Origin of the sequence: Streptomyces sp. NPDC057654 (assembly GCF_042800135.1) — a bacterium.
Classification (GTDB): domain Bacteria; phylum Actinomycetota; class Actinomycetes; order Streptomycetales; family Streptomycetaceae; genus Streptomyces.
Map to the genome: position 1 here is coordinate 1 of NZ_JBHVHQ010000808.1, position 3,932 is coordinate 3,932.

A 3,932-nucleotide genomic window follows, 5' to 3' on the forward strand; every position below is an offset into this window, starting at 1 on the left:
CGCTATCTGCCGACCTCGGGGGCCGCGGCCTCCCGGTGACCGGGCTCGCCATGGACTGACCGGCTACGCGACATGTGCGCAATGGCCGCCCGAAGCAGTTCGGGCGGCCTTTCCGCGTCCCGGCACGATGGCTCTGGCGGCTCGTACGGGACGAAAAAAATTAGTCGTGAGGTGGATGCAACCTCGGGAAGACCCGCACGTCATGCCCAACGAGGGACGGCACAAAAGTCCCTCGAAACCCCCGTCCCCACTCACGCTGTCGTCCCGGCAGCAGCCACCAGCGTCCACAGGAGGATCAGCGCGTGACGAACGTCAGCACCGGCACAGCAGGTACCACATCCCCCCAGCGAGCCTTCGCACGCCGTGCCGTGACCGGAGTGGCCGCCACCGCCGCACTCGCCGGGCTCCTCGTGCCCGCGGCCCAGGCGGCCCCGGCCGCGGACGCCGCGACCGCCACCCCCACGACCCCCACCGCCCCCGCCGCCTCCCCGGCCGAGGGCAAGGTGGCGGTTCACCAAGCGGCGTCCACGGCCAAGGACGAGCAGCGCGTCCGTGCGTACTGGACCCCGAAGCGCATCGCCGCCCTGTCCACCCCGCTCTCGAAGAACCCGCCCCTCGACGCGGCGGACGGCGCGCGCTGGAAGGGCGACGGCGCCGTGACCACCACGGTGGGCCGCCTCTTCTTCACCGAGCAGGGAGAGGACGTGAGTTGCACGGCGACTTTGGTGAAGAGCGCGAACCACAGCACGCTCGCGACGGCCGCCCACTGTCTGAACAGCACTGATCTGCTCGGCAACAACGACGAGTGGCAGCAGAACCTCATGTTCGTCCCCGGCTTCCGGGACGGGAAGGCGCCGCTGGGGAGCTTCGTGGTCCACCAGGCCGTGGTCAACTCCATCTGGCTGGAGAACGACCAGATCCACTCCCGTATCTACGACGCCCACGACCAGGGGTTCGCCGTGGTCGGCCGCAACGAGGACGGGAAGACCGTCGAAGAGGCGGCGGGCGCGGTTCAGGGCATCGCCTTCGACGCACCCGGAAACCGCCCGGCCTACCAGTTCGGCTACCCCCGCGCTGCGTTGGACGACGCCCGCGAGGGCCTGCCCGAGTACACCGGCAGGGAGCTGGCCTACTGCCAGGGGACCCCGCGGGAGTACCCGGGGGTCAAGGACACCCCCGAGCCCAAGGGCCAGTGGGGCGTGCCGTGCGTCATGGGCGGCGGCTCCAGCGGGGGACCGCGCTTCAGCGGCTTCAAGACCGGTACGGGCCTCGGCACCCAGGTCGGGGTCAACACGCAGGCGGGCTACATGGACTCCTCCGGTGCGGCGTGCGAAGGGGGGAGCGACTCGAAGTGCCTGCGGCACCTGGTCGGAACGCAGTTCACCACCGCGCTCACCAAGCCGCTCTACGACAAGGCCCAGCACCTGAGCTGACAGAACCGTACCCGTCCCGTCGCTCCCCCACGATGAACAGGCCACTCGATGAAGATGAACTCGACGCACAACGCGCGGACCCCCTCCCCGCGCGGCTCGCGTAAGCGCTCAACGGTCCTCGCAGCCCTGGCGTGCGCCCTCGCCCCGTCCGTGATCACCGTGCCCGCGCTCGCCGCGCCCGCGTACGCCGCCGACGCGAAACCGCCCGCGGGCGGCGCGGTGCTCGAAGCCCGCTACAACCTCGGCGACCAGGCGTTCCATCCCCCGGCCTCACTCGGCTACAAGGGCAACAGCGAACTCGCCGGCACCGTCTACTACCCGGCGGATCTCGGCAGCGGCCGGCACCCCGTCGTCCTCATGCAGCACGGCTCCTGGGAGACCTGCGCCGACGCCAACGCCGCCGCTGACAGCGCCCGAGCGCAGAAGGCCCTCGACGCGGCGCGAAAGCGCGGCGACAAGGCCGAGGAGGAGCGCCAGGAAGCGCTGATCGAGAAGGCGTCGTCGAAGCTCTGGGCCTGGCCCTGCGGCCCGCACACGAAGCAGATACCGAGCAGCAGGGGCTACGACTACCTGGGCCGCGCCCTCGCCGCCAAGGGCTTCGTGGTCGTCTCGATGGGGGCCAACGGCATCAACGCCACGGCCGGTGGGCAGGCCGACACCGTCTACCAGGCGCGTGCCGCGCTGATCGACCGGCATCTGCGGCTCTGGCAGCGCCTCGCCGGTTCGGGCGACGGCCCCCTCGCCGGGGCCCTCACCTCGGCGAAGACCGGTGATCCGGTCAAGGCGAGCTTCCGCGGCCGGCTCGACATGGGCCGCGTCGGTCTCCTCGGACACTCGATGGGCGGCGGCGGTGTCATGCAGGAGATCGCGGACGACAACCGCTCCTCCTGGCCCTCGGGCGTCGACATCAAGGCCGCGTTCGCCCTCGCCCCCACCGCCACCTGGGACAACGAGCCGGTGACCCGTACCCCCTTCGCGGTCATGTGGGGTACGTGCGACGAGGTCAACACCGGTTCCTTCTTCGAACAGAACCGGGACGCCGGGCGCGTACCCCTCTACAAGTACACGCTGACCGGCGGCAACCACGCCTTCTACAACCGTCAGTGGTCGCCGAGCAGTGGCCAGGTGGCCTCGCGGGACGACGCCGTGCCGGGCAAGCGGCCCGGCACGTGCCTGTCCCAGTTCGCGGACCGGGACCAGCCGCAGAAGGAACAGCCGCGGCTGGCGGAGAACGAGCAGCGGCTGCTGACCGTCAACCGTGTGACGGCCTTCTTCCAGCGGTTCCTGGAGAACAAGGCCGACCGCGATCCCTATCTGAGCGGCACGCGGCCGTTCCCGGGCGAGCCGAAGGGGACCGTGACGACGTCGTTCGCGGCCGGCGAGGGCAAGGACAAGGGGTAGCCGCAGGGGTGGCGGGGTACGCGCCGCAGTCGCTCGCGGACGCGCGTACGGGAGAGTAGGGCCTTCATCACGCGCCGGTCGGCACGTACCCCGCCGCCCGTCGACCGGCCCGCTACTGCCGGGTCAGGTAGTGGAACATGCCGTCGGGGCTGATGCCCTCGGAGCGGAAGCCGCACTGCTTGAGCAGGCGCTCCGCCTGCTCCATGGTGTACAGGCGGTAGTCGCAGCGCTGGTGGGCCACGATCTCCTCGCCCGGCCCGTTCGGCCGGTCCTCGGCCGCCCGTCTGACGTAGTAGTCCTTGGTGAAGGTGTTGTCGGGCGCCGGGCGGATCTTCTGGGAGTAGACCAGTCCGCCGGGCAGGGTGCGTTCGTGGTCGCGGTGCGGCCCCTGAGTGGCCAGGGCCAGGAGGCCGTCGGGCTTCAGGGCCGCGTGCACCCTGCTGAGCGCGTTGATGTTGTCGTCTTCCTCCAAAAGGTGGCTGGCGAGGACTGCTTCGTCATGGCCGTCGCCGTTGCTGTCGCCGTCTTCGCCGTCGCCGTCGTCGTGGATGTAGTACCAGACGCCGCCGACCGAGTACGCCGCGTCGAACAGCGACGGAACGGTCAGTTGACGGAGGTCCGCCTGTACGAACTCGGCGCGCCCGCCCAGCCGTCGACGGGCCTGGTCGAGCATGCTTTCCGTATGGTCGACGCCCGTGATCTCCAGATCGGTCGGCGCCAGGTCCAGCAGCTTCTCGCAGACGAGCCCGGTGCCCGCGCCGATCTCCAGAAGCCGTCGGCGGTCGCCGATGAGATCGAGAAGCGTACGGGCGTAGGCGTCGTAGTCGTAGTAGCCGGACGTCATGATCAGGTCGTAGTGGGTTGAGAGCCCCTCGTAGGAATCGCTCACGGACGGACTCTAGTGAGGCCGGGCACAGAGCCGACAGGGGCCATTTGAGCCGTGCGGCTCCTGATGGCCGTGCGGTTGGGCGTACGACCGGCGGCCGACCCGCGCCGCCCATGGGGAATCCGGGCGCCGGGTCTGCCGAGCGCCCCAGGTGGAGGTCCCGTACCCGGCGGGGACGGGACCTCCCCCGCCATCCGCGCGCCCGGCGATTG

At 70.5% G+C, this 3,932-nt stretch carries 3 protein-coding genes; 2 read left to right on the top strand and 1 reads right to left on the bottom strand.

Annotated features, from left to right (window positions below; all coding sequences use genetic code 11):
• Positions 1 to 302: 302 nt before the first annotated feature.
• Together ACFU99_RS36255 and ACFU99_RS36260 are read left to right on the top strand one after the other, a co-directional pair.
• Complete coding sequence (locus ACFU99_RS36255; RefSeq protein WP_384400670.1) at positions 303 to 1,433, top strand: trypsin-like serine peptidase; 1,131 nt, start codon at positions 303 to 305, stop codon at positions 1,431 to 1,433.
• A 54-nt stretch (positions 1,434 to 1,487) separates the two neighbouring features.
• Positions 1,488 to 2,834: an alpha/beta hydrolase gene (locus ACFU99_RS36260; protein ID WP_384400673.1), complete on the top strand. Its 1,347-nt coding sequence runs from the start codon at positions 1,488 to 1,490 to the stop codon at positions 2,832 to 2,834.
• 112 nt (positions 2,835 to 2,946) lie between these two features.
• Here the strand turns inward: ACFU99_RS36260 and ACFU99_RS36265 are convergent, their stop codons facing one another.
• Positions 2,947 to 3,723, bottom strand: a complete 777-nt coding sequence (locus ACFU99_RS36265) for a class I SAM-dependent methyltransferase (protein ID WP_384400676.1) — start codon at positions 3,721 to 3,723, stop codon at positions 2,947 to 2,949.
• Positions 3,724 to 3,932: the final 209 nt, after the last annotated feature.